The sequence below is a fragment of the Cupriavidus sp. FW305-26 genome (genome assembly GCF_058787975.1).
In genome coordinates, this window is the sequence record NZ_JBYTAH010000146.1 from 1 (window position 1) to 4100 (window position 4100).

At 63.8% G+C, this 4100-nt stretch carries 2 protein-coding genes; one reads left to right on the forward strand and one right to left on the reverse strand.

The genetic code is table 11. The features are described 5' to 3' along the window. Positions 1-1622, reverse strand: a 1622-nt coding sequence (locus AC3WQZ_RS35480; protein WP_492302141.1) for a site-specific integrase, incomplete at its 3' end; no start/stop codon positions are given. Positions 1623-2238: 616 nt separating this feature from the next. On the opposite strand from AC3WQZ_RS35480, the gene AC3WQZ_RS35485 reads away from it, so the two are divergent. Continuing rightward, positions 2239-3210, forward strand: a complete 972-nt coding sequence (locus tag AC3WQZ_RS35485; RefSeq protein WP_454749773.1) for a Bug family tripartite tricarboxylate transporter substrate binding protein — start codon at positions 2239-2241, stop codon at positions 3208-3210. Positions 3211-4100 lie beyond the last annotated feature (890 nt).

Here is a 4100-nt window from a genome sequence, read left to right on the forward strand (position 1 = left end):
TATCCGGCGTCGCCCGTTTGCCCTGAAAAACGGGCCATCACGCGATTACGAGACATAATCCGGTAGGGTATATAGTGTCGCATCCAGTGCGGGCTGGCCTGCCGCAGCTTTTCGGCGGCAACCGGGTGGTCCGCCTGGATCAACTTCGCCGCTTGCACGAAGAACCGCCGCAACACGCCCCACAGCCGCGTGCCGGTAATGCCGCTGGCCGGATCCTGGCCAAGGCCGCCGATCAACGGGGTATGCGGGTCCCAACGCGCAGGCGTGACCGGCAGGCCGCGCCCCACCAGATAGCGGTCGAGCGCCACGCGCGCCAACGGGGGCAGCGCCACCTTGCCCGGCTTGGCTCCCTTTCCAGCCAGATGTAGCCAATGGTCGCCGTGGGCATCAATGTCGATGCCGCCAAGTGTCGCGCTGACGAGTTCGCTGGCGCGCAGCCCGGTGGCGTAGCCGAAGTCCAGCACAAAGCGCAGCCGCTGGGCCGCCGGGCCGTCCCAGCCATAGGACCACTCCAGGCCGTCGGCAAGGGTGCGGATCTGCAGCCATTCGCCTTCGGTGAACGCGTGCGAGCTGTCCAGCGCCGCGGCCCGCCCTCCTCCCCGCACCTTGATGCCCGCGAACGGATTGGCCAGCACATAGCGTTGCTGGATCAGCCAGCGGAACATCGCCCCCAGGATGGACAAGGCATGGGCGGTGGAGCGCGCCGACAGCCCGCCGGTGAACGGACGCCAGTCGGGCGCGCTACGCGACCGCGCGGGCCCGACCCACCGTGCGTGGGGCACCGGCCGCCGCAGGAAGCTGCGGTAGGCCGTCGCATCCTCCGTGGTGAGCGAGGACAACGGCCGCTCGCGCTCGATAATCGCCCAAAGGATCAGGCGCTCGGCCTCCTTGCGATAGGTCCGCTGGGTGGCCGGCGATTCGTGCAGGGCCAGCCACGCCTGGATGGCCGCGTAGTCGTTGTCCGCGTTGAGGGTGCAGGTCTGGCGCGGCGCGCGGAACTGCCCTTGCGAGCCGTCGATGTCATGCGGCAGCCGCAACTGTTCCCATGGCACGACGAGGCCCCGCGGCGCCTGCGCGACCAGCGCCCGCGCGCGTTCGGTCAGTTGCGGATGCCGGGCGAAGAAGGCTTCGACCTGCCGGGCCCCGGCCGCGCCCAGGCCCGGGATCGCGGCCCACCAGCGGCGTCGGCGCGGCACGCGCACCGTCAGTGCCGCCAGCGTGTCGATGCCGTGTGCCCGCAGCGCGGCGACCGTGCGCGGCGCCAGCCACAGCCCGATGTCGTCGCTGATGGCCGGCGTTGGCGCCGGCAGCGCACGCAATAATTCGATGGCCTGGTCTGCGGCCCTGCCCTGCTCCGCCCGCTCGGCCGCGGCAATCTCAAAGAGCCGGGCCAGGTCCTCGCGCTGGCGGGTGCGGGCATGGGCCGCCAACTGGCGGCGGATGCGGCCGAGGATGCCGCGCGACGACTGTCCTTGCGCCCTCGCCTCGCCCAGATACCTGGCGACGGCCTCCCGGGTCGCCAGCCCGGCATGCCAGGCGCGCAGCGCGGCCAGCGAGGCGGCCTCCGGGAAGCCGGATGGCGGAGTCGGTTCCGGGGCGTTCAGGGTGAGGCGGGTTGTCATGCCCGCCAGTTTAGCGTATCAACCCAGCTATTACGATAAGAAAAGTTATCACAATAGCTGCAATCGGGAGATGCCGCAGTCCTATCGGCGGATACGGCTTGCAATCAGCCTGCCAGGCGGTTACCCAGTTCTTCGACGGCGCGCAACCGCACACCGGGCTTTGCGTCGTGTCCCGCAGCCAGTCTTCGGAGGTCCTCGCAAAGGAGGGCTATGGCGACCGGTGGGATAGCTGACGATTTATTATGTCTGACCGATATCCATCGGCGAAGGGGGCGCCGCTTGCGAAAAGTGCCCCTCCGCGTGCGCGGAAGCTCACCGCCTCTCCGACCGGCCGGAAATCGCAAGATCCCAATGCCTTGTCGGGCTTAGGAGGCAAGGCCGCTGGCCGGGAAAACCCTGCATCTGCAGCGAAAGGCGTGATATCCGAGAAGCGAATACCTGTTACGCGAAAAAATGATTTTGCGACCAAGGGCGTGACATCTAGACTTGCCTCGCCGCAGAACCAAAAAGACGATCCCCGTCGCCGTTTCAGTGCCCGACAGGACCACATCCGTCAGGTTCACAGCCAGCAAGCCAGAGTTCGACTGGCAAGGATTTTCGACAAAGGAGACACAAGATGATGAAGGCCCTCTTTGCCATCCTCATGGTGGCATGTGGACTGACGAGCGTCCACGCGCAAGCACAACCAAACTGGCCGGCGAAGCCTATTCGCCTGGTCATCCCATTCCCGCCTGGCGGCGGCACCGATATCCTCGCCCGCCTGGTTGCGAACCAGGTGGGGCAGGCCACCAAATGGAATTTCGTGCCGGACAACAAGCCAGGAGCCGGCGGCACGCTCGGGATCGCTGACGTGGTGAGAGCCTCTCCGAGCGGCTATGAGCTTGTCATGGGCCAGAAGGACAACCTCGTGGTCGCCCCGTGGCTCTACAAATCCGTGAGCTATGTGCCAAGTCGGGACCTCATTGCGATCAGCCATGTGGCCTACACTCCGATCGTGATCGTCACGTCGGCGAACTCGCGCTATAAAACACTGGCCGACGTGATCACGGCTGCGCGGAATGCACCGGGAACGATCAAGTATGGCTCGCCCGGAAACGGCACGACGATCCATCTGGCCGCGGAAATCTTCAGCCATGCAGCGGGCATCAAGCTGCTGCACGTGCCTTATAAGGGCTCCAATGCGGCGATGATCGACGCCCTCGCAGGCAACGTGGACCTGATGGTCGCATCGGTACCGTCGGCACTGGCACAAGTCAAAGCGGGGAAGCTGCGAGCGCTTGCTGTCACCTCGGCCACGCGCAGCACGTCACTGCCTGATGTTCCCACCGTAGCCGAAAGCGGCTACAAGCAGGTGGACGTGAGCACGTGGTACGGCTTGTTTGCGCCGGCAAAGACGCCGCCTGATGTAGTGAACCGCATCAGCATGGAAGTGAACAAGGTTCTCGCCACGCCGGCCGTGATTCGCGCCATTCAGGCGCAAGGCGCAGAAGCAAAGGTGATGTCCTCCAAGGAGTTCTCCGATCTCGTGCAGTCTGACTACCAGAAGTGGAAGGACGTTGTCGAGCAGTCAGGTGCAAAGCTGGAGTAGCCGCACGGACCGGCGGCCATGGACTTGTATAAATCATGGGCCTGCTTCGGGGCTGCATGTGCCCAAAACCTAGGGAAGCATCAACCTGATCTGCCACCAGTAGCCCCGCCAGTTCTGGTGCTCTCGCCTGCCCGCCGCGCTTGTCATCGGCAGGCAGGCTTTTTTTTCGCCCGCAGGCGTGGATGAGGAAGTCCCGAAGCGCCTCGGCGCCGGCGCTCAGGGGCTTGTCCTATCAGCTGAACTCCTGGCTTCGGCTTCGGACATATCAAGGAAGCTTCGATGAGGAAAGCCTCGAGCATGCGCGCTGCATTGATGGAGCAGTATCGGACGGCCGCTCCCCTTCGGGAGGCACTATCTGCGCCGTCGAGATCGCGTGATCGCCATCAAGTTATGGCGAGGTCCATTTGCGTGCTCCTTTCGAAAAACGAGACTCCGAATCCTCGTTTTACTCCAAGGGGCTTAACTCTGCGGGCCCTTCATAGTATCTAGACGGCCCAACCTACCAGCGGTTCATCGCGTACCCGACCGATGATTGCGACCGCAAGGTACTGCGGCTTGAGCGAACGTGGTTTGCATGGTCGGATAGATGCCTAAGATATCGATACGCGGAAACGCAATCAACGTGATATGCACCAGTCCCGCCTCCTGCAAGCCGGCTACGCCCTTATCCTGACGCTCTTCAACGCGTTTCCTTGACGCCAAAGCGGACATTGGCAGCGAACAGCCAATGTCCGCCCGCCGCGCCCAGAGAAATCGCCAACAGCGGTCCACGAAATTTCAGTCAAACAAGTCCTTGAGAAACCCGCCTCGCCTCATGCGGTTTTACACATCTTTGACCTTCCCAAGCGACCAGAGCGCCCAGGAAAGGCGTTTACTTTCAACGACTTGAA

Coding starts and splice junctions, on each gene's coding strand:
- AC3WQZ_RS35485 (WP_454749773.1), top strand. CDS start 2,239: ATGATGAAGGCCCTCTTTGCCATCCTCATGGTGGCATGTGGACTGACG.